The organism is Lactobacillus nasalidis, from assembly GCF_016587775.1.
GTDB classification, from domain to species: domain Bacteria; phylum Bacillota; class Bacilli; order Lactobacillales; family Lactobacillaceae; genus Lactobacillus; species Lactobacillus nasalidis.
This window is the reverse complement of sequence record NZ_BOCG01000152.1, coordinates 1-212: the sequence shown is the minus strand read 5'-3', so window position 1 is coordinate 212 and position 212 is coordinate 1. Positions and strand designations below refer to the sequence as shown.

The following is a 212-nucleotide window of genomic DNA, read 5'->3' as shown; positions in this document are numbered from 1 at the left end:
CTTTCTGCTCTTCGGCCAGCTTTTTGGGGTCGGAGGCCAAAGAAGATTTAAGTGCTTGCCTTGCCTTGTACATTTTATTCCACAAGGCAAGGCCTTGATTCCAGCAATAGCGGCGATAGTCACAAGCTTCATCCAAAACTCTTCTCATAGTCTTGTTTGGATGTAGTTCATAGACTCTTGTCTGAATTAATTTAGACGGTACTTCTTCTGCC

Annotated in this window: 1 protein-coding gene; it reads right to left on the bottom strand. The window is 43.9% G+C overall.

Features of this window, described 5'->3' with window-relative positions; genetic code table 11:
- A partial coding sequence (locus lacNas_RS02670; protein WP_244661406.1) for a helix-turn-helix domain-containing protein occupies positions 1 to 212 on the bottom strand: 212 nt, incomplete at both ends.